23 protein-coding genes are annotated in these 24,629 nt (G+C 32.3%); 4 read left to right on the plus strand and 19 right to left on the minus strand.

Annotated elements, in window-relative coordinates; genetic code table 11:
* Positions 1–21 precede the first annotated feature (21 nt).
* The 15 genes from trpA to hisC are packed head-to-tail and all read right to left on the minus strand — an operon-like array spanning position 22 to position 13,515.
* Entirely contained in the window at positions 22–801 is a 780-nt protein-coding gene (trpA, locus tag ABIN61_03455; GenBank protein ID MEO0293263.1) for a tryptophan synthase subunit alpha, read from the minus strand.
* A complete protein-coding gene (trpB, locus tag ABIN61_03460; protein MEO0293264.1) occupies positions 798–1,979 on the minus strand; it encodes a tryptophan synthase subunit beta in 1,182 nt (393 codons plus the stop codon). The genes trpA and trpB overlap by 4 nt, the downstream gene beginning before the upstream one ends.
* Positions 1,969–2,409 carry a type II 3-dehydroquinate dehydratase gene (gene aroQ, locus ABIN61_03465; protein ID MEO0293265.1) on the minus strand — a complete coding sequence of 147 codons (441 nt, stop codon included), beginning with the start codon at positions 2,407–2,409 and terminating at the stop codon, positions 1,969–1,971. The genes trpB and aroQ overlap by 11 nt, the downstream gene beginning before the upstream one ends.
* Complete coding sequence (gene aroB / locus ABIN61_03470) at positions 2,391–3,971, minus strand: 3-dehydroquinate synthase (GenBank protein MEO0293266.1); 1,581 nt, start codon at positions 3,969–3,971, stop codon at positions 2,391–2,393. The genes aroQ and aroB overlap by 19 nt, the downstream gene beginning before the upstream one ends.
* A complete protein-coding gene (gene aroC, locus ABIN61_03475) occupies positions 3,964–5,106 on the minus strand; it encodes a chorismate synthase (GenBank protein ID MEO0293267.1) in 1,143 nt (380 codons plus the stop codon). Before aroC ends, aroB begins: the two co-directional genes overlap by 8 nt.
* The gene (gene aroE, locus ABIN61_03480) at positions 5,103–5,876 is read right to left on the minus strand and encodes a shikimate dehydrogenase (protein MEO0293268.1); all 774 of its coding nucleotides are present in this window, start codon (positions 5,874–5,876) and stop codon (positions 5,103–5,105) included. Before aroE ends, aroC begins: the two co-directional genes overlap by 4 nt.
* A complete protein-coding gene (locus ABIN61_03485) occupies positions 5,870–6,481 on the minus strand; it encodes a phosphoribosylanthranilate isomerase (protein MEO0293269.1) in 612 nt (203 codons plus the stop codon). Before ABIN61_03485 ends, aroE begins: the two co-directional genes overlap by 7 nt.
* Positions 6,457–7,548: a bifunctional chorismate mutase/prephenate dehydrogenase gene (locus ABIN61_03490; protein MEO0293270.1), complete on the minus strand. Its 1,092-nt coding sequence runs from the start codon at positions 7,546–7,548 to the stop codon at positions 6,457–6,459. The genes ABIN61_03485 and ABIN61_03490 overlap by 25 nt, the downstream gene beginning before the upstream one ends.
* Before the next feature lie 2 nt (positions 7,549–7,550).
* On the minus strand, positions 7,551–8,330 hold the full coding sequence (gene trpC / locus ABIN61_03495; protein ID MEO0293271.1) for an indole-3-glycerol phosphate synthase TrpC: 780 nt from the start codon (positions 8,328–8,330) through the stop codon (positions 7,551–7,553).
* Positions 8,327–9,337, minus strand: a complete 1,011-nt coding sequence (gene trpD, locus ABIN61_03500) for an anthranilate phosphoribosyltransferase (GenBank protein MEO0293272.1) — start codon at positions 9,335–9,337, stop codon at positions 8,327–8,329. The genes trpC and trpD overlap by 4 nt, the downstream gene beginning before the upstream one ends.
* Positions 9,334–10,539 carry a phosphoribosyl-AMP cyclohydrolase gene (gene hisI, locus ABIN61_03505; protein ID MEO0293273.1) on the minus strand — a complete coding sequence of 402 codons (1,206 nt, stop codon included), beginning with the start codon at positions 10,537–10,539 and terminating at the stop codon, positions 9,334–9,336. Before hisI ends, trpD begins: the two co-directional genes overlap by 4 nt.
* Positions 10,536–11,288, minus strand: a complete 753-nt coding sequence (hisF, locus tag ABIN61_03510; GenBank protein MEO0293274.1) for an imidazole glycerol phosphate synthase subunit HisF — start codon at positions 11,286–11,288, stop codon at positions 10,536–10,538. The genes hisI and hisF overlap by 4 nt, the downstream gene beginning before the upstream one ends.
* Positions 11,282–11,881, minus strand: a complete 600-nt coding sequence (hisH, locus tag ABIN61_03515; GenBank protein MEO0293275.1) for an imidazole glycerol phosphate synthase subunit HisH — start codon at positions 11,879–11,881, stop codon at positions 11,282–11,284. The genes hisF and hisH overlap by 7 nt, the downstream gene beginning before the upstream one ends.
* Positions 11,865–12,470 carry an imidazoleglycerol-phosphate dehydratase HisB gene (gene hisB / locus ABIN61_03520; protein ID MEO0293276.1) on the minus strand — a complete coding sequence of 202 codons (606 nt, stop codon included), beginning with the start codon at positions 12,468–12,470 and terminating at the stop codon, positions 11,865–11,867. The genes hisH and hisB overlap by 17 nt, the downstream gene beginning before the upstream one ends.
* The gene (gene hisC / locus ABIN61_03525; protein ID MEO0293277.1) at positions 12,451–13,515 is read right to left on the minus strand and encodes a histidinol-phosphate transaminase; all 1,065 of its coding nucleotides are present in this window, start codon (positions 13,513–13,515) and stop codon (positions 12,451–12,453) included. The genes hisB and hisC overlap by 20 nt, the downstream gene beginning before the upstream one ends.
* Positions 13,516–13,901: 386 nt before the next feature.
* Here hisC and nagB point away from each other — a divergent pair, with 386 nt between their 5' ends.
* Positions 13,902–14,645, plus strand: a complete 744-nt coding sequence (gene nagB / locus ABIN61_03530) for a glucosamine-6-phosphate deaminase (GenBank protein ID MEO0293278.1) — start codon at positions 13,902–13,904, stop codon at positions 14,643–14,645.
* The gene (locus tag ABIN61_03535) at positions 14,642–15,478 is read left to right on the plus strand and encodes a radical SAM protein (protein ID MEO0293279.1); all 837 of its coding nucleotides are present in this window, start codon (positions 14,642–14,644) and stop codon (positions 15,476–15,478) included. Before nagB ends, ABIN61_03535 begins: the two co-directional genes overlap by 4 nt.
* A gap of 191 nt (positions 15,479–15,669) precedes the next feature.
* Here the strand turns inward: ABIN61_03535 and ABIN61_03540 are convergent, their stop codons facing one another.
* From ABIN61_03540 to ABIN61_03555, 4 genes are all read right to left on the minus strand, one after another.
* A complete protein-coding gene (locus ABIN61_03540; protein MEO0293280.1) occupies positions 15,670–16,764 on the minus strand; it encodes an ATP-binding protein in 1,095 nt (364 codons plus the stop codon).
* A gap of 72 nt (positions 16,765–16,836) precedes the next feature.
* Positions 16,837–17,034: a hypothetical protein gene (locus ABIN61_03545; GenBank protein MEO0293281.1), complete on the minus strand. Its 198-nt coding sequence runs from the start codon at positions 17,032–17,034 to the stop codon at positions 16,837–16,839.
* Between the two features lie 24 nt (positions 17,035–17,058).
* A complete protein-coding gene (locus tag ABIN61_03550) occupies positions 17,059–17,196 on the minus strand; it encodes a hypothetical protein (protein ID MEO0293282.1) in 138 nt (45 codons plus the stop codon).
* Between the two features lie 212 nt (positions 17,197–17,408).
* Entirely contained in the window at positions 17,409–22,034 is a 4,626-nt protein-coding gene (locus ABIN61_03555) for a sigma 54-interacting transcriptional regulator (protein ID MEO0293283.1), read from the minus strand.
* A 106-nt stretch (positions 22,035–22,140) separates the two neighbouring features.
* On the opposite strand from ABIN61_03555, the gene ABIN61_03560 reads away from it, so the two are divergent.
* Both ABIN61_03560 and ABIN61_03565 read left to right on the plus strand, forming a co-directional pair.
* Positions 22,141–22,821, plus strand: coding sequence for a response regulator (locus ABIN61_03560; protein ID MEO0293284.1), 681 nt, complete (start codon positions 22,141–22,143; stop codon positions 22,819–22,821).
* On the plus strand, positions 22,818–24,554 hold the full coding sequence (locus ABIN61_03565) for an ATP-binding protein (GenBank protein MEO0293285.1): 1,737 nt from the start codon (positions 22,818–22,820) through the stop codon (positions 24,552–24,554). Before ABIN61_03560 ends, ABIN61_03565 begins: the two co-directional genes overlap by 4 nt.
* Positions 24,555–24,629 lie beyond the last annotated feature (75 nt).

The raw sequence follows: 24,629 nt of genomic DNA on the forward strand, positions 1-24,629 counted from the left end.
TCCCTAATATATTTAACCTTTTCATAGTTTTGTTGCCTCTTTAAGTTGTCGGGTTAAATCTATCAAATTTTCTTTATTTATTATTGCTTCTATTATTCTACTTCCTAAAATTACACCATCGGCTTTTCCGTGAAGCATTTTTATTTGCTCTGGGGTTGAGATTCCAAATCCCACAGCTATTGGTAGGTCTGTTAATTTTTTTACTTCTTTTAGGAATTTATCAAGATAGCTTGGGAGTCTTTCTCTAATTCCTGTGGTTCCTGTTACTGTAACGCAATACACAAAACCCCTTGATACGCTTACAATTTTTTTCCTTCTATTTAATGGAGAGGTAGGGGTTAAAAGAAAGATAAGTTCTGTTTCGTATTCTTTAGATAAAGAAATCCATTCTGATGCTTCTTCAACAGGTAAGTCTGGAATTATAAGACCACTTACCCCACTGTCTTTCATATCTTTTATGAATTTTTCCTGTCCGTAGGCAAGTAGGGGATTCAAATAGCTCATGAAAACAAGAGGGACATTCACTTTTAATTTTTTTACAGCAGAAAGTATTTTCTTTAATGTAGTCCCTTTTGTTAAAGATATTTGTGAGGAGTGTTGTATTGTGGGGCCATCCGCAATGGGATCTGAAAAAGGTATTCCTATCTCAATTATATCTGCACCACTTTTTGATAGAGTTTTTATAATCTTCATTGATTCTCCAAGATTTGGAAATCCTCCTGTTACATAAAGAATTAAAGCCATCTCATTTTTTTCTTTTAATTCTTTGAATTTTTCTTGGATTTTTGAAGATCCCATCATAATAGTCCTTCAACAATTTCTAAGTCTTTATCCCCTCTTCCGGAAAGATTAACAATAATTATTTTATCTTTTGGTATATTCTTTCCAATTTTTATTGCATAGGCAAGGGCATGAGAACTTTCTAGAGCTGGAATTATTCCTTCGGTTTTTGATAGAATATCAAAAGCTTCTAAGGCTTCTTTATCTTTTACTGCTGTAAACTCTACAATCCCTTCTTCTTTTAGATAAGCATGTTCTGGCCCTACCCCAGGATAATCCAAACCAGGAGCAATTGAGTGAGTTTCCATTATTTGTCCGTCTTTATTTTGTAGGAGATAACTCATAGCTCCGTGAAGGGTTCCAATTCCTCCTTTGCATAGACTTGCCGCGTGTTTTTTTGTATCAAGCCCAAGCCCAGCTGCTTCGACTCCAATCATTTTAATTTTTTCTCCTATAAAGGGATAAAAAATTCCTATGGCATTACTCCCTCCACCTACGCAAGCTATGATTAAATCTGGGAGTCTATTTTCTTTTTCTAAAATTTGTGACTTTGTTTCTTTTCCTATCACAGATTGAAAATCTCTTACCATCATTGGATAAGGATGAGGCCCTACCACAGAACCAATACAATAGTGAGTTGTTTCTACATTAGTAACCCAATCTCTTATAGCTTCATTTATTGCATCTTTAAGAGTTTTCGAACCTGAGTCCACTGGAATTACTTCTGCTCCAAGAAGTTTCATTCTAAAAACATTCATTTTTTGTCTTTTTATATCCTTTGTTCCCATATAAACGTGGCACTCTAAACCCAAAAGGGCGCAAGCTGTTGCAGTTGCTACTCCATGTTGACCTGCCCCAGTTTCAGCAATTACCCTTTCTTTTCCCATTTTTTTTGCTAAGAGAGCCTGACCCAAGGTATTATTTATTTTATGAGCCCCTGTGTGCATCATATCTTCTCTTTTTAGATATATTTTTGCTCCGCCTACTTTTTGGGTAAGCCTTTCTGCGAAGTATAAAGGAGATGGCCTCCCAGCGTATTCCTTTAAATAGTAATTTAACTCATCATTAAAATTTTTGTCTTCTTTAAGAGATTTATATGCTTTTTCTAATTCAGAGACTGCATTCATTAAAACTTCAGGGATAAACTTCCCTCCAAATCTTCCAAAATATCCTCTTTCATCGGGTAAATTATAATTCATTTTTACTTTCCTTTAATAGATAATTAAGAGCAAGGATATATCCATACCAACCAAGGCCACTGATTTGTCCTTTACATACAGGAGCAATCATACTTGTGTGTCTAAATTCTTCTCTACCGTATATATTACTTAAATGGACCTCTACTGTTGGGATTTCCATAGCTTCAATTGCATCTCTAATCGCAATTGAGGTGTGAGTATAACCACCCGGATTTATAACTATTCCTGAATATCCTTTTGCCTTATGGATAAATTCCACAATTTCTCCTTCGCTATTTGACTGCTTTATTTCTACCTCAATTTTATTTTCTTTAGCAAATTTTTTTATCTCTTCATTTATTTTTTCGAGATTCATTTTTCCATAAATTTCCGGTTTTCTTTTGCCTAAAAGATTAAGGTTTGGTCCATGAATTACAAGAAATTTTTGCATTCTACCTCCTTAAAAATTATTTTACCTATTCCTTTTGGAACTGGTAATCTTATTTTTCCATTTCTCACTTTTTTGTCTTGTGCTACAAATTTTCTCATCTCTTTATAATTTATATTATCTGGAAGTGATGTTGGCAACTGGTATTTTGAGACTAATTCTTGGATTCTCAAAAAATCTCTTTCTCGGAGTATTTTTTCTTTTAGGGCTAATTTTGCCTCTTCCACCATTCCAATTGCAATCGCTTCTCCATGAGTATATTTAGAATAATTTGTTAAAGTTTCTATAATATGACCTATTGTATGACCATAATTTAGAATTTCTCTTTTCCCTTTTTCTTCCTTTTCGTCTTTTTCTACAACTTCTTTTTTAATCTTGATGCATCTTGTTACGATTTCTAATAGGGTTGGGATGTCTCTATTTAAGATTTCTTTTTGTTTCTCCTCCAAGAGATAGAAAAGCTTTGCGTCTTTTATTATTCCGTATTTTATCACTTCCGCCAGGCCGTTTCTGAATTCTTTCTCAGGAAGAGATAAGAGTTTTTTAATATCAACAATAACTTTCTCAGGCTGATAAAATGTTCCAATCATATTCTTCCCAAGAGGATGGTCCACGCCGGTTTTCCCACCAATTGAAGAATCTACTTGGGCAATTAAGGTAGTCGGAATGTGAAAAATAGGGATTCCTCTTTTAAATGTAGAAGCCACAAAAGCTCCCAAGTCACCAATTACCCCTCCTCCGAGAGCCAAGATGGTTCCGGATCTATCCATTTTTTCTTTAAGAAGAAAATCATAAACATCTTTTACAGTGTCAAGAGTTTTGTATTTTTCGCCACTGGGAATTGTGAATATTAAAGAATTTAATCCTTTTTTTCTCAATATATTTTCTATTTCATAGTAATATAATGAACTAATTAATGGGTTTGATATTACCACTACTTTATTAGTAGGACTTATGTTTAAATAATCTTTTTCAAAAAGATCATATCCAATGATAATCGGATAAGTTTTAGAACTTGTTTTTATTTTGATTATTTTAAAGAGATTTTTCCCCCACTTTTTTTCAATTTTTAGTTCTTCTATTATTTTTCTTGCTACTTCTTCTTTTGTAATTGAAGAGGTATCAATTTTTTTATCTGCGAATTCATATATTCCTTTTTTCATCCTTTCGTTATAGATTTTTTCAATGTTATCTTTATTTTTTATTAAGGGTCTTGTTTCATCATTCTTTAATCTTTCTTTAATAGCGGGAAGAGTAGCATAAAGATAAACCACCTTTCCAATCTTAGAAAGGAGTTCCCTATTTTCTTTGTCTTTTACTACACCCCCTCCTGTAGCAATCACTGTATTTTTTATATTTTTTATTTCCTGGAGTGTCTGTTTCTCAATCTTTCTAAAGTATTTTTCTCCAGACTCTTCAAATATTCTATTTATAGATCTTTTTTCTTTAAAAGTTATATAATCATCCATTGAAAAAAAACAGAGATTAGTCCTCTTTGAGAGCTCTTTGCCTACAGAATCTTTACCTGAGCCCATAAACCCAATTAGAATTATATTGTTAGACACTTTTAATCCTCTTTATATAGAAATTGTAATTTGCTTTAATGTCTTCCATGCAATCTCCGCCAAATTTTTCCAGAAAGGCGTCGGTTAGGATATATGCAAGAACGCTCTCTCCAATAACTCCAGCTGCAGGAACAATGCAAGTATCAGCTCTTTCTTTTTGGGCAAAGGTTTGTTTTTTTGTAATGAGGTCTACAGAGCGGAGGGGTTGAGATAGAGTTGGAATTGGTTTCATAAATATTCTCACTATGATGTCTTCTCCATTACTCATTCCCCCTTCAATACCTCCAGCTCTATTTGTAAGTCTATAGAATCCCTTTTTCTTATCATAAAATATTTCATCATGGACTTCAGAACCAAACATTTCTGTATTTTGAATTCCTTCTCCAATTTCAACAGCTTTTACAGAAGGTATTGACATCATTCCTCCTGCAATTTTTGTATCAAGCCTTCGATCAAAATGAGTATAACTTCCTATTCCAGGGCAAACTCCTTTTGCGATTATTTCACTTACCCCACCAAGAGAGTTTCCATTTTTTCTTGCTTCATCAATTAGTTCCATCATCTCTTTCTCTCTTTCGGGATCTCTACATCTTAGAGGAGTATTTTCTATTTCTTCAAAACTCCTTTTGTTTTCCTTTATTTTTATTTTTCCAATTGAAATGGTATGGGAATAAATTTTTACTCCAAATTCTCTTAAAAAGGTTTTAAATATTGCTCCTGCAGCTACTCTTCCAGAAGTTTCTCTTGCAGAGGCTCTTTCTAAGATGTCTCTTATATCCTCTCTATTATATTTTAAAGTTCCTGATAAGTCGGCATGTCCTGGACGAGGAGAAGTTACTTTCTCTACATTCTTTTCTCCTTCTATTCTCATTATATCTTTCCAGTTTTCAAAATCTCTATTTTGAATTAAAAAAGTTATTGGAGAACCTATTGTTTCTCCGAATCTTATTCCAGATAAAATTTCGATTTCATCTTTTTCAATTTTCATTCTATTCCCACGTCCATATCCTTTTTGTCGCCTTGAGAGTTCTTCATTCAAAAAGTCAAGATCTATTTTTAATCCTGCCGGTAGCCCTTCTATTATTACAGTCAGACTTTTACCGTGTGATTCACCAGAGGTTAATAATCTAATCATTTTTTGAATCCTGCAGCCTTTTTCATTACTTCTATGGGTGCTTTTTTACCTGTCCATATTGTAAAAGCACGAGCACCTTGTAAGACAAGCATTAAAGAACCATCCACTACTTTGATCCCCTTTTTTTGCTTCATTTTAAATTTATAGTTTATGTCGTAGTAAGTAGAACCTTCTTTAAGTAAATTTAAAATTTTATCCTGTAAATCTATTGGGGTTGCGTTAAAAATTATATCCATTTCCGGAATTAGTTTTCTAACATTCTTAAGGAGAATGAACTCGGCGTTATAAATCTTGGCAAGTTTTTTAGCTTTTTCTGAAATTTTATCAGTAATAAAAAATTGGGAAGGCTCTTTTTTGTTTATTATATAAGAACAAGCATATCCTACTCCACCTGCTCCAATTAGCATAACTTTTTTATTCTTAAGATTAATTTTATAATGAGAAAGAGACTGGTTAAATCCGTAGACATCTGTATTGAATCCTTTCAGTTTCCCTTCTTTTATAAGGACAGTGTTTACAGCATCTATTGTTTTTGCTTCTTGAGAGATTTCATCAAGATATTGAATTATTTCTTTTTTATAAGGAATTGTAACATTGAAACCTCTAAAGCCAAGAGCGCGAAATCCATAAATGGCTTCTTTTAACTTTTCTTTTTTAATTGGAAAACTAAGATAAATTCCCTCAATATTAAGGGCTTTAAATGCGGCGTTATGCATATGGGGTGATAATGTTATTTTTAGAGGATAGCCTATTATTCCTGTAATTAACAAGTTCTCACCTCCTCAATGAATTTTTTAACTTTTTCTTTATCTTTTTTACCCTCTATTTTTTCAACTCCTGTAGATACATCAACACCATAAGGAGAAAGCATTTTTATTACAATTTTGACATTTTCAGGGGAAAGACCTCCGGCAATTATTAGAGTTTTTTTAATTCCTCTTGCAATTTCCCAATTGAATGTTTTTCCGCTTCCTTTTCCTGGATCGAGAATATATGCTGAGACAGAATATGGTTCCATTTTTTTTATGAGATTTTCTTTTGAATCAAAAGGAGAGATAGAGATTCGCTTTATAACTTTTCTATTCACTTTATTACAATACTCTGGAGATTCATCACCATGTAATTGAACCACATCTAAAGGGACAAATTCCGCTATTTCGTTAACTTCTGAAAGAGGAGCATCCATAAAAACTCCAACTACTGTAATAAATGGGGGAAGTTTTTTTACTATCTCTTTGGCCTTTTGTGGTGTGATTCTTCTTTTCGATTCTGCGAAGACAAAACCTATTGCGTCTGCTCCAAGTTCTGAAACCATTAGGGCGTCTTCCTCGTTTGTAATTCCGCAAATTTTTAGTTTTGTTCTTCTTGTAGCCATTTTTTTCCTTCTTCCATTACATTAATAAAATTTTTCTTTTTACCATCTTTCACTGATTTTATTACATATCTAAGAGCACTCTCTAAGTTTTTATATAATTTATTCTTAAAAGGATTGAATTTCTGGATCGCATAATATAAATAAGGATTTTCTGTGATAACGTCTTTTGTTGTCTTTAATTGAGAATTAAAAGTTGTGCTTGCCATTTCCTTTAATTCTTCATACTTATACTCTCCATTCATTAAAGCTTTCATAAATATTATGTTAATTACATGGGATAAACCAAGGATATAGGAAATTTTTTTGTCGTGTTCTTCAAGGGAAGTTTCTATAATTGATACGCTTGTATCTTTAAAGAATTTTTTTACTTTTTCATCTGCAAAATTATTTCCACAATTACAGATGCAGATTATTCTATCAGAAAGGGTGCTTACTTTTGGTCCAAACATAGGATGAATGCTTGTGTAGGCTATTTTGTGTTTAATGGCTTTTTTGATTGCAGATTTTAAAGGGCTTTTTAAACTTGCTATATCAAAGACGATCCCTTTGAAATTCAATTTGATTATCTTCTCGATAATTTCTGGCATAACTTCAAAAGGAGTGGCTATTAAAATACAGGTTGCTTTATTAATTGCATCTTCCAAATTGTCAAAGCATTTAAAATCTTTTGATTTCCCTTTTGTATCATAAATTAGCACATGATGCCCTTGATTCGTGAAAAAGTTTGCGAACCATCTTCCCATTTCTCCAAGTCCACCAATGATTAGAATGTCTTCTTTATCTCCTGTGTATGAAGGGGATTGTAGTTTTTCCTGCTGGAGCTTAGATTCCGTTATTATATGTTGCATAATAGCCTTTACCAAATCCTTTGAAAGTTTCTCTTTTGAAGCTGCCTGAAGAGCGTTTTTTATAACCTCTTTTTCTACCTTCCAGTCCCTTAAAGGGATTCCCTTTTCTTTTTTCCTTTTTCCTATTTCTTTTGTTATTGAAAGTCTTTTTCCTATAAGTTTAATTATTTCTCTATCGACCTTTTTTACTTCTTTTCTAAGTTTTTCAATTTCTTCCATTTTTACCTTCCAAGAAGTTCTTTTATTTTTTCTCCAGGTTCTCTTTCCCTTAATAGTGTTTCTCCAACTAAAATTGCGTTAAATCCTGCTTCTTCTAAGATTTGGACGTCCTCTCTTTTTTTAATACCACTTTCACTCACTGTTATATATTTCTCAGGGATAAATTTCTTTAAATTTATTGAGTTGTCAATAGATGTTTTGAATGTTTCGAGATCTCTATTGTTTATCCCTATTATCTCTGCTTCGGTAGAGAAGACTTTCTGTAGTTCTTCTTTTTTGTGGATCTCTACAAGGGGATAAAGTCCAAGGTCTTTTGCAAGTTGGATAAATTTTTTTAATTGTTCTAATTCAAGGATTCTTGCTATTAAAAGGATTGCATCAGCTCCAAGATAGGCGGATTCATATATTTGATATTCGTCTATGATGAAATCTTTTCTTAATATAGGGAGCCCAACTCCTCCTTTTACAAGAGGTATGTCACTATCTTTGCCCCAGAAGAATTTTGCATCAGTTATAATAGATATTGCACTCGCCCCAGAACTTTCATATTCCCTTGCTATAGCAATAGGATCAAGATTTTCCATTATTATTCCAGAAGAAGGAGACATTCTTTTTATTTCAGCAATTAGAGAAATTTTGTTTCCCTCTAAAGCTTTCTTAAAATCTCTTGTTTCTTTTGGTATTTTTTGGATAAAAGTTCTAAGAGGAATGAAACTCCTTCTTTTCTCAATTTCTACTTTTTTAAAATCGAGGATCTTTTTTAGAATATTTTTTTCTATCATAGAGCTATCTTCTTTAATAGGTCTAATTTTCTTAATGCTTCTCCTGAATCGATGGATTCCTTTGCTTTTTCGATACCTTCCTCTAAGGAGTTTGCTTTCCCTGCAATATATATAGCTGCTCCTGCATTTAGCAAAGTAACATCTCTTTTAGGACCTTTTTCTCCTTTGAGAATACTAACTGTTATTTTTGCATTTTCTTCTGGGGTTCCTCCTTTAAGTTCTTCTAAATTTGCCCTTTTTATTCCAAAGTCTTCCGGTGTTATTGTATATTCTATTATTTCCCCCATTTTTAATTCACTTACAAAAGTTTTTCCTGTTGTTGTTATTTCATCTAAGCCATCTTCTCCATGCACAACCATACAGTGAATTGATCCAAGATTAAGAAGAACGTTAGCAATTGTGGAGGTTAATTCTTTAGAATAAACACCCAATAGTTGTCTTTTTGCTCCTGCAGGATTTGTTAAAGGACCAAGGATATTAAATATTGTTCTAATTCCCATCTCTCTTCTTGGCCCAATTGCGTATTTCATAGCGGGATGTAAAAGAGGTGCAAATAGGAATCCAAATCCTGCTTCTTGTATACACTTTTCTACTTTTTCTGGTGGATTTTCAATATTGATTCCGAGCTCTTTTAACAAATCTGCACTTCCGCATCTACTTGATACAGAACGATTTCCATGTTTTGCGACTTTACAATTTGCTCCTGCAGCAACAAATGCGCTTATTGTGGAGATATTGAATGTTCCTACTCCATCACCACCTGTTCCACAGGTATCTATGAGGCATTCAATAGGAACATTTATCTTTGTTACTTTTTCTCTCATAGCTCTTACAAATCCAGTTATTTCATCAACGGTTTCTCCCTTCATCCTCATTCCGGTTATGAGCGAGGCTATTTGAGCATCTGTTGTTTCTCCGTTCATAATTGAAAGAGCCACTTTATATGCCTCTTCCTGAGTTAGATTTTCTTCTTCTACAACTTTTTTAATTGCATCTTTAATGTTCATTTTCTATACCTCCTTAATTCGCTTAAAACTTCGTCAAAAGAAATATTACTCTTTGCCAAAGCAAAGGTCGCGAGGTATAATAAATTTGCAGCCTTTAATTTAATCTCTTCTTTATCTTTTCCTTCTAAAAGTTCCTTATTTAAGTCTTCATAGGAGACTCGGTTTTTAGGATCTCTTATCTTGTCTTTAATTATTTTATACAATTCTTTCAAATTAAAGTTCTTCTCTCCAAAACAAGTGTAAGTTTCGAGGTGACAAGCAACTCCTTTTTGTTGAACTGTGGCAAGTAGGGTATCTCTATCACAATCAGCTCTTATTTTTAGAAGCTTTTGGATGTTTCCAGAAGTTTCTCCTTTCATCCAAAGTTTTCCCCTCGAGCGAGAAAAATAGCACATATTACCTGTTTCAAAAGTTTTTCTTAAAGAATCTTTATTTGAATATGCAAGCATTAAAACTTGACCTTCATCATCTTGAGTAATTGTTGGTAAGAGGTCTGTTTTCCAATTAAGAGATTCTATAAACCCATCTTTTAAAGAAATTTTTCCTGTATATAGAGCCATTCCAAGTTGGACATCACATCCCAAGTTAGCTAATTCTTTTATTTCTTCAATTGTGCTTACACCTCCTGCTACTGTAACTTTATTTTTTGTCTCTTTTAACAATTTCTTTACAATCTCAAGGTTTATACCTTTTAAGGTTCCTTCTTTTTCTACACAGGTAAATAAAAATTCGGAGGCAAATTCTTCTAAATCTTTTATCGCTTTATAAAGAGAAATTCCTGTAGAGTGCTTCCAACCTCTTGTTACAATTATTTCATTTAAAGCATCTATGGCTATTATTATTTTCCCCTTACCTACTTTTTTTTTGAGCTCTTTTAAGAAGGTCTTGTTTATCTTATCATTTTCAAAAGCCTTAGACCCAATTATAACCTTTTTTGCCCCAAGAGAAATCATCTCTTTGGCTTTTTCTACACTTCTAATTCCACCTCCAACCCTGCATTCAGCTATTTTTAGGATATTTTTGATAATTTCTTTATTTTCTCCTTTTTCCATCGCGGCATCAAGGTCAATCACTGCGATTTCTCCATATTTATCGAATTCTTCTGCCAATTTTAGAGGTTGGCTATGTTCCAACATTTTTTCTTTTCCTCTTCTCAGTTGGACAGCTTTTCCTTCCATTAAATCAATAGAAGCCACAATCATCTAACGGTAATCCCCCTTTCTTTTAGATATTTCTTTATATCTTTTATTTTATATTCACCATAATGAAGTAGAGATGCAAGTAAAACACTGGAAGCTTTTCCTTTTAGAATGGCAAGGGCTACTTGTTCGAGATTCCCTGCTCCTCCTGAGGCGATTACGGGAATATTCACTGCTTCTGAGACCATTTTAGTGAGTTCAAGATCATAACCTTCTTTGGTTCCATCCTTATCTATTGAATTAAGAAGAATTTCTCCTGCTCCTAATTCTTCACCTTTTTTTGCCCATTCTATTACAGATAATCCTGAGTTAAATCTACCTCCGTGAGTATATGCTATCCATTTGTTCCCTTTTCTTTTAGCGTCTATTGAAAGCACGATACATTGAGAACCAAAAATTTTAGCTCCTTCACTTATTAAGGAGGGATTTTTTATGGCACTTGTGCAGATTGAGACTTTATCTGCCCCAGCATTTAAGACTTTTCTTATATCTGAAACAGAACGGATCCCCCCTCCCACAGTTAGAGGGATAAAGACTTCTTCAGAGACCTTTTTTACAACTTCTATCAAGATTTCTCTACTTTTGTAAGATGCCCCTACATCTAAAAACATAAGTTCATCTGCTCCATCTTTGTAATAAGTTCTTGCAAGTTCAACAGGGTCTCCAACGCTATTTAGATTTTTAAATTTCACTCCTTTTACAACCTTCCCATTTTCTACATCAAGACAAGGGATGATTCTTATCGCTAACATTTTTCTACCCAATTTCTTAGGAGTTTTAGACCCATTTCTCCACTTTTTTCAGGATGAAATTGAACTCCTATTATATTACCTTTTTCTATTATTGAAGGATAATTCTTATAGTAATTGGTAGTAGCTACAATTATTTCAGAATCGATAGGTTCTACAAAATAACTGTGCAAAAAATAAAAATAAGTTTTATTTTTGATTCCTGTAAGGAGAGGAGAATTCTTTTTAATTTCTATTTCGTTCCATCCTATTTGAGGAACTTTACCTTTTTCAAATTTAAGACATTTCCCCTTAAAGATTCCAAAGCCTTTTGATTCTTTAGATTCCATACTTTCTTCGAAGAGAAGTTGCATACCAAGGCAGATGCCCAAAAAAGGTCTATTATTAATTAGCCAATTCTTTATTATTTCATAAAAACCATTTTCTTTTAATTTATTTATTGCTGCTTCAAAAGCCCCAACTCCTGGAAGAACAATTTTATTAATTTCTTTTAAATCTTTTGGCTCCGTTGCTACTATAGTCTCTTTTTTTAGAAAATTAAAAGCTTTCTTTACCGAGTGGAGATTCCCTGCACCATAATCAATTATTGCTATCATTTTCTATTACTCCTTTTGTGCTCGGTATGTCTTCAATTGCTCTTTTATCCAATGAGCAAGCCATTTTCATTGCCTTTCCAAAAGCCTTAAAAATGGCTTCAATTTTGTGGTGGTCGTTTCTGCCATAAGGCATCCTTACTACAAGATTTGCCCCAAGATTTGTAGCGAATCCATAGAAGAAATCTTCGATAAGGTCTGTGTCTAAGTCTCCGCAAAATCTCCTTTTAAATTTTGCTTCAAATTGGAGATATGGTCTTCCGCTTATGTCCACAGCTACAACAGCAAGGGCCTCATCCATTGGATAAACAAAATATCCTGCCCTATTAATTCCCCTTTTGTCTCCAAGAGCTTTTTTGAAGCTAAGACCAAGGGTAATCCCACAATCTTCTACAAGGTGATGTTGATCTACGTTTAAATCGCCAATTGCTTTTATTTGTAAATCAAAAAGACCGTGTTTAGCGAAATTCTCCAGGGAGTGATTTAAAAATCCAATTGGAGTTTCAATCTTGTAAGTTCCGCTCCCATCAATATTTAATTCAACTTTTATCTCTGTTTCTTTTGTTTTTCTTTCAACAGATGTTTTTCTCATTTATAACCTCTCTCAATCTTTCAATAAAAATTTTATTTTCTTTGGTTTTTCCAATTGTTACCCTCAATGTGTTTTTCAATCTTGGGTTGTCGAAGTATCTTAAAAGGACTCCCTTTTTATAAAGTTCTTCAAATAGTTCTTTTCCAGAAAGAAATTTTGTTTTAAAAAGGATAAAATTAGTGTAAGAAGGAATGGGTTCAATTCCTGGAAGATCTTGTAATTTGGAGAAAATATTCTCTCTTTCTTTTATGATTTTTTTTACAACCTCTTCTTTATATTCCTTATTTTTTAATAAAACCTCTCCCGCCACCTGGCTGAATATTCCCAAGGAGAAGGGAAGCTTTGCCTTTTGAATTTGGCTTGCTAAAGTTTCATTACTTAAAAGATAGCCGATTCTAAGGCCTGCCAGTCCAAAAGCTTTAGATAGAGTTCTAATTATAACGAGATTTTCATATTTATTTAATAGGGGAACTGCGGTTTCCTTTGAGAATTCGAAATAAGCTTCGTCTAAAACTAAAACTCCATTTATATTTTTTGCAATTTCTTCTATTTCTGGAAGAAAAATTGTTGTTCCTGTAGGATTGTTTGGGACTGCTAAAACGACCATTTTTGAATTTTTTCCTTTTTTGATTATTGATCTTATATCAAAACTGAAATCTTCTAAAAGGGGAACCTCTATTATTGTTAGATTCATAATTTTAGCAAGATAAGTGTATATTGGAAAACTTGGAGAAACGAAAGTAACTTTATCTTTTTTTTCACAGAATGTTTGGAAGACTGCTTGAATTATTTCATTTGAGGCATTCCCTGCCACTATTCCATTTTTGGGAAAATTATTATATTTAGCAATTGCTTCAACTAAAGGATTGGCAGTTCGTGGCGGATATCTATTCCAGTTTATTTTAAGCATTCTTTTTAATATTTCTTTTTTTAAATTTAAAGGAACATCATAAGGAGACTCATTTTGATTTAGCTTTACTTCATATTTCTCTTGTGGAACTTTGTATTCTTTCAATTCCTGAATTTCTTTTCTTACATATTTCATAAAACCACCTTAACTTTGCATAATGATTTTCTCTAATTTATACAAAACACAATTCTTTTCAAGGGAGTTTCTAAAAAAAAGAGGTTTATTAAAAATATTTTTTTGAGATTTAAGAATTAAATTAAAGGGAAATTTTTCTTTTAAGTAAAAGAGTAATTTGGAAGTGAAGATAAAAAAATTCCCTTTTTGGAGGGATGAAAAGAGACCTCCTTTCGAGATTTTTTGATTTTAAAAGGAAGATTGAATTAATCATAATAAAATAATTATAAAAAGAAGTAAAGTTATGTCAAGTGCTAAGAGAAATCTTTGTTTTTAAGGAAATAATCTAAAAAATTCTCTTGACGAAAATTAAAAATATATTAGTGTTATAGAAAGGAGAGGTTTATATGCTTAAATTAATAATTACCTCTGATTACGAAGAAATGAGTAAACTTGCCGCAAAATTAATAGCCGAAGAAATAAAGAAAAGAGAGCAAATTGTGTTAGGGCTCGCCACAGGAAATACGCCGCTTGGAACTTATAAAGAACTTATCAGATTACACAAAGAGGAGGGCCTTGATTTTTCAGATGTGATTACCTTTAACTTAGATGAATATCTTGGGCTTTCTCCAACAGATAGAAGAAGTTATAATTTTTATATGTGGGAAAATTTGTTTTATGAAATAAATATAAGACGAGAGAATGTTCATATTCCAAGAGGTGACACTTCAAATCCTGAAGAATTTTGTAAGTGGTATGAAGAGGAGATCAAGAGAGTGGGGGGGATTGATTTACAACTTCTTGGAATAGGTCGGGATGGTCATATTGGTTTTAATGAGCCAGGTTCGTCTTTTTCTGGGAGAACGCGGGTTAAAAAGCTTGCAGAAGTAACAATTAGAGATAATGCGAGATTTTTTGATAATAAGATAGAAGATGTTCCTCATTATGCGATTTCAATGGGGATTGGCACAATTTTGGAAGCTGAAAAGATAATTCTTATTGCAAATGGGGAACATAAAGCAGAAATTTGTGCCCGGTTTATAGAAGGTCCTGTTACAAAGCAGGTTCCTGCTTCTTCTTTACAATTGCATTCTGATGTTACTGTGATTCTTGATAAAGCTGCGGCTTCCCGGCTTGAAAGAACAAGATGAAGGAAAGAAAAGTAAAAATTGCCTGGTATGGGAAACATTTTGGGGAAGAACCACCTTTAGTGGGAGAGCTTTCTTTTGGGAATGGAAAAAATGGAGCTGGCACAATTTTCTTTTCCGGATGCAATCTTCATTGTGTTTTTTGTCAGAATTATCAGATTTCTCAAGAAAATCTTGGGAGGGAATATTCCATTTTAGACTTAGCTGAGATTATGCTTGGGCTTGAGAGAGATGGTGCGCTTAATATTGATCTTGTTACTCCTACAATTTGGTGGAAAGAGATAAAAGAAGCTATTGTTATTGCTCGGAGAAAAGGGCTTTCTATTCCAATTGTTTGGAATTCGAATGCTTATGAAAGTGTAAATATGCTTAGAGAAATGAAAGGTTTTGTTGATATTTATCTACCTGATTTTAAATATATGGATGATAAATTGGCAATGAAATATTCAAGAGCTTTTGGTTATTCTAAAATAGCTGAGAAAGCAATTAGGGAAATGTATAATCAGGTCGGTAATTTATATTTGAAGGACCAAATTGCAAAAAGAGGTTTAATCATTCGGCATTTAATTCTCCCTGGGTATTTAGATAATAGTTTTTGTGTTCTAAAGAAAATTGCAGAGATTGATAAAGAGATTTATGTAAGCTTAATGACTCAATATTACCCTCTGTATCTTGCAAAAAATTTTCCTGAAATAAATCGTTCTCTTACTGAAGATGAAATTATCTACTCAGAGAATAAGAGACTGGAACTAGGGCTTTTAAATGGTTGGAACCAAGAAAGAGGTTCTGGAGAGGTATTTTTGCCAGACTTTAGGAAACAAAATCCCTTTTCCTAACTTAGGGTCAGGTCTTGATTTTTGAATTTACTCCAAATTTTAATAACTTTAGGGTTTCGATACCAACTTACAAAAATCTTAAGAGGATTCTCTATCAACATAAGTTATAGAAAGGAAGACAATCCTTCGGCAATCTAAAAATTATCTAGAAATCATAGGAATTCAAAAATCAAGACCTGACCCCAAAGGTATTAACTTTTGGGGATAAAGAGGGTGAATTTAGAACCTTTATCCTTTTCGCTTTCTACTTCGATCCAACCACCCATTCCTCTTATTACGCTGTTGACAAAGAAAAGTCCTATTCCTGAGCCTCCTTCGTCTCCATTTTCTTCTGTTTTTGTTGTAAAGAAAAGTTCAAAGATTTTTTCTTTTACCGCAGGTTCCATACCGCATCCATTATCAGAAACTGATATAGCGACATATTCTTTTTCCTTTTCGTCTTTCTCAAGGCGGAAGATATTTCTGACTTCAAAGTGAATTTTACCCTCGTTTGATTCTCCAATTGCATCTTTTGCGTTCATTAGTAGGTTTATAAGCACTTGATGAAGTTGGTCTGGGTCTCCTATTACTAAGGGTTCTGGATCAAAATAAGAAGCTGTAATTGTTAATTTTTTGGATAATGCTTGTTGACCTAAATGAACTACTTCTTTTACCACATCAATTACATTAAAGAGTTTCTTCTCTCCTCTAATTTTTCTTGTGTTAGAGAGAAGAGCTTTTAAGAGATTTTTTATTCTCCTTACCCCATCCGCACCTAATTGGACGTCCTCAAGGACTTCAGGGTCCTTTATGTATTCTAAGGCAGCATTAATTCCATATGAAACTTCCATTAATAAATTGTTTGCTTCATGGGCTATTCCCCCAATAAGTTGTCCAATTGTTGCAAGCCTTCTTGAAGAAAGCATCCTTTTTTGGAGTATTTCTAATTTTGAGACATCTTTTGCCATTGATAAACCCCTAATTTGTGAACTCAAATTAAGGAAAATAGAACTCCATTCGTAAATTCTTTTACTTCCAAATTCAGGCTTTATTTCTATATTTTGGATGATTATAAAAGGCTCTTTTTCATCAAAGGCTTCTCCTTCAATATTTCCCTCTTTTTGAGCTTTAATTGATTCCTGTAACTCACGCATAAGTGTTGGTTCTAAGATTTCCTTTATTGGTTTTCCAAATTCTTGTTCTGCCCTTCCATTCCAGAAAAGAATTTTGTAATCTTTGTCCCAAGCGATAAGAGGAACAGGAATAAAATCAAGTAAAAATCCCAATTCTTTTTCTATCTCTATCATAAAAGGTTTCTAAAAATAAAGGGAAGAGAGTAGGACTTTCTACTCTCTAAACCCTTTATTTTTGTTTTATTTTTATTCCTCCCAGTCTTTCACTTCAAGATGAGAAATCGCACGATGGGAGACGAAAACAGATCGGTTGTTCGCCATTGGGGTTTCCACTTTTAGAAATAAACCTCTATCATTTCTTCCAGTTACAGTCCCTTCAAACTTTGATCCATCTATCGTTATTATCTTTACATGTCTTCTTAACCCCCTTTTCCAGTCCACCATTTCTCCTCCTTTATTTTTTACTTTTTAACAATAACCTACAGTTCCATCACCGCTTAAGACAATCATTCCAATTTCTGGATTACTTAAATTTTCTAATTTTGTTCCCTTTTTCAAAGACCCAACAAAACTTAATAAGATTAATAATACATTTAAAGTAACCATACGTACACCTCCTTTTATTCTTTTGTAATTTTTATACGCAATACTCGTTCCAAAAAGATTAAGTTATTGAAAATCAAATACTTATATTGTTAAAAAGAGAAAATTTGTGACATTTATGTCATAAAAAATTGCTTAATCTTTAGAAAGTATTGAAATTGCTGAATTTTTATTGTGACAAAAATGTCATAAAAGGGACAGAAGAGGCGTAAAATTTACTTTTTTATTTCAAATTCTTTAATTAGTCTATATAGATGTCTTTTTGAAATTTTTAAGTTTTCTGCGGTTTTTTTTATATCCCAATTTGTTTCTTCAAGAGCTAAAAGGATTGTTTCTCTTTCCCATTTTTTCTTTATCTCTGGCCATGAGACCTTTTTCTCTTCTATTTTTTCTCTTTTTACTTCTTCTGGTAGGTCTTCTTCTTTTATATATTCTCCTTTACATTTAATTATAGAAATTTCTACAATATTTCTTAATTCTCTAATATTTCCGGGGAAGGGATAATTTTTCAAAATCTCAATTGCTTCTTCTGTAAAGCCCTTTATCTTCTTTTCTCTTTTTTCTCTAAATATTTTTAAATAATGTTCAAGTAAAATGGGGATATCAATTTTTCTTTCCCTTAGGGGAGGGATTGATATGTTTATTTGGTTTAAACGATAAAGGAGGTCTTCTCTAAATTCTCTTAAGAAAGCCATTTGTTCGATATCCTTATTTGTTGCAGAAATAATTCTAACATCGACCTTTCTTATTTCTGTTTCTCCCACCCTTCTAATTTCTCCAAGGTCTGTAACTCGCAAGAGTCCTGCTTGGATTGAAGGAGGAGCATCTCCAATCTCATCCAAGAAGAGAGTTCCTCCGTTTGCCTCTTCGCACATTCCCTTTTTGTCTTTTATTGCTCCGGTGAATGAACCCTTTTTGTGACCAAATAATTCACTCTGAAGCAAGGTTTCTGTTAGGGAACTACAATCCACAGTTACAAAGGGCCTATTTTTTCTTTTGCTTAAAGAGTGGATCGTTCTTGCAATAAGTTCTTTTCCAGTTCCTGTTTCTCCTGTGATTAAAACATTTACATCTGTTGGAGCAATTTCTTCTATTGTTTTATATATCTTTTGCATTGGTTCTGAAATCCCAATTATTGAATGGAAAGAATGTGGAGGGGAAGTCATTTTTCTTAACCGAGCTAACTCCTCTTTTATTTGGTAAAGGAGATCTCCTTTTGCAAAAAGAATGCCGAGAATCCTTCCAATTGACTGTAAGAACTCTTTATCAGAAGGAAGGAAAATGTCTTTTTTTATTGTTGAATCAAGATAAAGAACTCCATAAATTTTGTTTTTATAAGTTATTGGAACACATAAAATTGAACGGATTTTATTTCTCTGAATGGAATCCATTTTGTAAAATCTTTCATCTATTGTTGCATCTCCTGTGATTATGACTTCTCCTTTTATAACTTTTTCAGTTATTGTTTTTGAGATCTTCCTTGCGTCCTGGAGAGTTATTTCATCTATGTTGTAAGAAGAAACAATAATATTTTTATCATTCTCTTTTAAAATTAGAGCTCCTCTTTCTGCATTTAGAAATTCTGTAATTGTGGATAAAGCTTCATCAAACCTTTTTTCCGAGTCAATTGAAGAAAGGAGTTTACTTATTTCGTCATAGGTGTAGATATATCCTTTTCTTAATGAAGTTTTTCTAGCGCATTCTGCAAGAAGTTTGGTTGTTTCATTTAAGAAAAGTTCTGATTTTAGCTCCTTAAAAACTTCCTCTGCTTTTTTTAATTCTTCAATTGCTTCTTCTATTCTATTTTTTTGAAGTAAAATGGTTCCTTTTTTCAATTGTGTTTGAGCAATGTGGAAAGGTAGGCTAATCTTAGAGAAAAGCTTAATTGCTTTATCGCAAAACCTTGGTTCCTCGTTTATAAAACCCCAAGAAGAAAGAAGCTTCCCTTTTTCAAAATTTGATTTTAAGGAAGAGATTTTCTCAAAATAAGGTTTTAGAGTTTCTACTGCCTCTTCTTTTTTTCCTTCTAAGAATAAAACTTCCGAAAGTTGTCGAGCAATATCTCTTTCATCTCTTGGGTCTCCTTTTGTTCTTTTTAAAACCTCTCTAAAAATCTTCTCAGCTTCTTTTAGTTCTCCTTTCCATCTAAGAATTGTTCCTTCTAAGTCTCTTAAGTCATATTTTTCTTCTTTTAATTCATTTCTTAATCTTTCAACCTCAAGCCAATTTCCTTTATATAGCTCTCCTTCAAGTAATTTTGCCTTTAAGAAAGGTTGAAGCTTTCCATGCCTATTTTTAAAATCTTCTATTTTCTCTTTTAATTTTTCCCAAAAACCAGTATTAAGATAAAGAATAGATAAACTTGTTAGACAAGGAGATTCAAGTTCTCCAATTTTTAATTTTTTGAAAATTGAAAGGGCCTCTTCAAGTTGTTTTAAAGCTTCCTTATAGTTATCAAGGCGTAAAAGGGAAATTCCTTTATATGTTATAAATATTGCTTCATTTACAAAATCTCGTTCTTTTTTAGATATCTCAAGACATTTCTCAAAATATTCAATTGCCTCTTCATGTTCTTCTTTCTGTTGATTCGCAATCCCTCCAAGGGTTAAGAAATGTCTTTTTAAGGTAGGGGAGAGGTCTTTTTTTAGTTCCTCTTCAACAATTTTTAATGTTTTCTCAAAATCTCCTTTTGCGCAGAGAAACCTTCCTTCAACAAATTTTAATTTTGGTGGTAATTCTTTTGCTTCATTTTTGTATTCCAAAATGAGTTTTTCTGCCTCTTCTATTCTTTCCTGTCTTACAAGAAAATAACCTAACCAATAAATCCCTTCTTCTTTTAATTTTCCCTTTGCAAATTTAATTCCTTCTCTAAAATATTTTTCAGCTTCTTCTTTATTCTCAAGCCTATCAAAAATAGCTCCAATTTTTAATAAATAAAAAGGATTCTCTTTTTTCTTTTCTAAAAGTTCTTTGTAAATGGATAGGGCTTCATTTATCTTTCCTCCTAATTCAAAAACTCTTCCAAGAACCATCCGAAGAATTGGCTCATCTTTTAAAAGAAGAGCTTCTTGTAAAAATTTTCCAGCTTCCTGATAATCTTTCTCTTTTATTTTCTTTTTTGCTATTTTTATTAAAGATTCTCTATATTCTTTTTCTTTACCTAAGTCTTTTTCAAGAAGATGTAAAGACTCAGGAGTGGAGATTCTTTTTTTTATTCTTTTATAAAGTTCTTCCTTTTCTTTTTGGGTCAGTTTTTTATAGAAGAAATCTCTTGTCCAATTAGAAAGAAATTGAATTCCTTTCTTATCTTTTTTTAATATGTTCTTTGAGGAAAGAGAATTAACCAAAGTGTAAGGATTTTTTATTTCAAAAATTGAAATTGAATTTAAAGGGAAGCTTTCCTGGAAAATGGATAGTTTTTTTAATAGTTCCTTTTCTTCTAAGGGAAGCTTTTCGAGTTTTGCTTTTAAATTTTCTTCAATACCTTTTGGTAAGGAAATAGATAAGGGAAGTTTCTCATTAAAGAAAATTTCATCTCCTTTTCTTTCAATTGCTCCTTCTAAAATGAGATTCTCGATTAGCTGATTTAAAATAAGAGGATTCCCTTCGCTTTGTTTAAGGAGAAAAGAAGTTAGCTCTTTTTTATTTATAATCTTATTAGGAAAATTTTTGTTAATAATGAATTCAATTTCTTCTTTGTTTAAGGGAGAAAGGGTAAAAGAAGTTGTAATATCTTCTAATTCTTCTAATTCGTTTTCTTTATCAGGGCTGCTTATCACAATTAAAATAGGGCTTAACCTTATTGTTGTTTTATTTTCTTTTAAGATAACTTTTATTTCCTGAAGAGAAGCATTATCAATAAATATAACAATGGGTTCTGTTATTCTTTCTTCTTTAAAGAAAAGATGGATTTCTCCGGAACTCATTTCTTTTATGTTTATTCCCTTTATAAGAGCTCTTATTTTGAATTCCCTTAAAAGAGCTGTTTTGCCAATTCCTTTTTCTCCTTTTATTAATAAAATGTGAGGCTCAGGCAGGTTGGAAAGATAAAACTCGAAATCCTTTATTTCTTTTTCTCTTCCAGAAAAAATTGTAATAAATGAGAGCTTTCTTTCTTCTATTGTGGTTCCAAGAAGAATTTCTCTTTTTACATCTTCTATATTCTTAATCCTATTTTCAATTTGGGGTTCAATCATCCTCTGAATTAGAAAGTTTAATTCCTCTGGAATTAAAGGATTATATCTTTCTGGTGGGGGAAGACGGTTTTTTAGTTTTTCCTCTATTATTTTTGACAGGTTTCCTTTAAATGCTTTTTCTCCTGTTAAAATCTCGTAAAGAATTATGCCAATAGAGTAAATGTCAGAAGAAAAAGAAGGGACTTCTGTAAAGGCTTCTGGAGATGTATATGTAGGAGTAATTATTTCCGGATTATATCCTGGATCGATCAACTTGACGTTATTTCTTTCATCCACAAATATGTGATTTGGTTTAAGATCGCCACAGACAATTCCACGAGAATGTAGAACTGAAAGAGCATCAAGAATGGAGTTAAGAATATTTTTGATTTTGTCGAAATCTTCTTTTTGAGACGGTTTTACTTTGAAGACTTTGTCGATTGTTGGAGAAGAGATTTTTTCCATTGAAAAGCCACATTTTTCACCATCTTCAAACCACTCGTAAACAGTTACAAAATGAGGGTCTCTAATTTCAGAGAGAAGTTTAAATTGTTCGTAAAGTAAATCCTTCTTTAGAAGTTCTCCAACTTTGTATACAATTTCTCCTTTTTCGTAAATCTTTGCAAAATTTCCTTTTTTAATAAGATTAAATTTAGTTAAATCCATAAATTATTTTTATAATTTAATCAAAATATGTGAAATACACAAGAGGGGAGGAGAAGATAATAAAACCTCTTTACTTTTATCTTCTTTTTTGTAAAATATAAAAAATATGGGTAAAATAATTGTGGTTGTAGATGATGAGGTTGATATTGTAGAGCTTATTTCTGTTAACCTGGGAAAAGTAGGCTTTAAAGTTGAAGGTTTTTATAATGCAGGTGACTTTTTAAATTTTCTTAAAAAGAGAACCCCTGACCTTATTATTCTTGATTTAATGTTGCCTGACGCGGATGGTTTTGAGGTTTGTAAATATTTAAAATCTGAGGAGAAATATGGAAATATTCCAATTATAATGGTAACAGCAAAAGGTGAAGAGGTGGATAAGATTTTAGGTCTTGAGATTGGAGCTGATGATTATATCACAAAGCCTTTTTCTACAAGGGAATTAATTGCAAGGGTTAAGGCGGTTTTAAGAAGGTTTGAGAAAGAGGATAAATTTGAGGTTATTAAGATAGGGGGAAACGTGGAAATTCTTCCTAATAAGTATAAGGTTATTGTTTCTGGCAAAGAAATTGAGCTTACTTCAACCGAGTTTAAAATTTTGGTTTTGCTTGCTAAGAGGAAAGGGTGGGTTTTTTCCCGAGACCAGATTCTAAATTATCTATATGAAGGGGAGAGACTCGTATTTGACAGAACTATTGATGTTCACATAGCACATCTTAGGGAAAAACTTGGCAAATATGGAGGTTTTATTAAAAGTGTGAGGGGTATAGGATATAAAATAGAAGAATGAAGAATATATTTTTTAGAATCTTTTTTGGGCAGTTAATTTTGATTAGTTGTGTTTCTTTATTTTTTGTTTTGTTTTCTTTTGGTTTAGTAAAAAGGTATTATGTTAATACTCTTACCGAAAACCTTGAAAAAATTGCTCTTTCTCTTAGAAGGACCTTAACTCCTTATCTTGTTTGTGAAAAATTCTCTTCTTTAGATTCTCTTGCAAAGTATATTGGAAAAGAGATAAAGGTGAGAATTACTGTAGTTGACTTAAAAGGGGTTGTTCTTGCTGATTCCGAAGAGAATCCTGAGAAAATGGAAAACCACGGAACAAGGCCAGAAATATTACAAGCTTTTTATGGAAAAACCGGGATTTCTCTTCGTTTTAGCAAAACTTTTGGTAAAGATATGTTATATGTTGCTATTCCTATTAAAGATGAAAAAGGTGAGGTGTTTGGAGTTATAAGGTTGAGTTTATTTTTCACTCAGATAGATGAGCTAATAGGTGCTTTTGTTAGAAATTTACTTATTGTTGTTTTTTCGCTTTTATTTTTTTCTATTTTTGTATCTTTTTTTTATTCTAAATCTCTTGCAAAACCCATTGGTGAGCTTGTAAGTATAGCCGATGAAGTAGCTAAAGGTAATTTTGAACTTGAGGTTTTTGTAGAAGGTAAGGGAGAATTAAAGAGGCTTGCCGAAAGCTTTAATAGTATGCTCACTCGTATTAGAGAATTGGTTTCTAAATTATCAGAACAAAGAGATTCTCTTGATATTGTTATTTCTTCTATTGGAGAAGCTCTTCTTGTGATTAACTCGGATGAAAAGATAGTGATTGTTAATGATAGTTTTAAAGAGATTTTTAATGTAAGTGAAGTAAAAAATAAATATTATTGGGAGGTTTTTAGAGAACCTCAGTTTGGAGAAATTATAGAAGAAGTAAAAAAGAAAAGAGATAGCGTAGTAAAGGAAATAAAAATTGGAGAGAGATATTTTATATGCACTGCTAACTTTTTAAAAAAATATAATGAAGTTGTAATTACTCTTCACGAAATAACCGAGAAAAAGAAAACCGAATTAATGAAAAAAGATTTTATTTCAAATGTCTCTCATGAACTCCGGACACCTTTAACTGCTATTAAGGGTTTTGTTGAAACTCTTTTAGAAACTCAAAAGGGTGATGGTAAGAGATATCTTGAAATAATAAGAAAGCAAACAGATCGTCTCATTAATATTGTTAAAGATTTACTTAGACTTTCTGAACTTGAAGAAATTGAAGAAGGGAAGATTAAAATTGATTTTTCACAGGTGGATTTAAAGAAATTGATAAAGGATGTTTTAAGTATTTACGAAAAAGAAATGAAAGATAAGGGCTTGCGCTTGGTTGTTTCTATAGATAGAAGCGTTTCTAAGATTAAAGGTGATCCATTTAAACTCGAGCAGCTTTTTATGAATTTAATTGAGAATGCTATTAGGTATACAGATAAAGGAGAAATAAAAATAAATGCAAGAAGAGAAAAGAGAGCGATTGTTATTGAAGTTTCTGATACAGGAATTGGAATATCCGAGGAACATTTACCAAGAATTTTTGAAAGATTCTACGTTGTGGATAAGTCTCGTTCCCGTGAATATGGAGGGACAGGTCTTGGGCTATCCATTGTGAAGCATATTGTCCAATTACATCAAGGAGAGATAAGGGTTGAGAGTAAAAAAAATAAAGGAACAAAATTTACCATTATTTTGCCGGAGAATTAGGTTTGTAAGTTTTGTTTTTATAGGGTCGATTAATAAGTCAATTTTTAATCTTAACAAATACTTAATACTGAATTA

This window comes from candidate division WOR-3 bacterium, from assembly GCA_039804165.1.
GTDB lineage: Bacteria > Hydrothermota > UBA3072 > UBA3072 > UBA3072 > JAFGHJ01.